The 299-nt window shown below is 58.9% G+C and carries 1 protein-coding gene; it reads right to left on the bottom strand.

The window, feature by feature from the left end:
* Positions 1 to 108: 108 nt before the first annotated feature.
* The coding region (locus PG062_RS15760; protein WP_456298762.1) for a hypothetical protein at positions 109 to 299 on the bottom strand (191 nt) is incomplete at its 5' end.

Here is a 299-nt window from a genome sequence, read left to right on the forward strand (position 1 = left end):
CCCCCCCCCCCATAGGGGGCATATATTATCAATATATTTTTTCCCTATTTTCTGTTGATATTATAGCCTGTCCGGGTGGCTCTTGCAAGGCCCCCGGACAGGCTTCTTTTACAGCTCCATACCGCCCCAGGTATGGCCCCGTTCCTGATCTCTTTCCGGCTGCTGCACCTCTGGCACAGGTAGCAGCTCACGCGCCTTTTCGACCAGAGGACGGAACTGCTCTGGCAAGTGCCGATCCAGGAAATCCAGCACCGCCCCGATCCCTTCCCGGAGCCGCGCCGAAAACCCGCGCTCCCGGC

The organism is Gemmiger qucibialis, assembly GCF_027689445.1.
Lineage (GTDB): Bacteria > Bacillota > Clostridia > Oscillospirales > Ruminococcaceae > Gemmiger > Gemmiger qucibialis.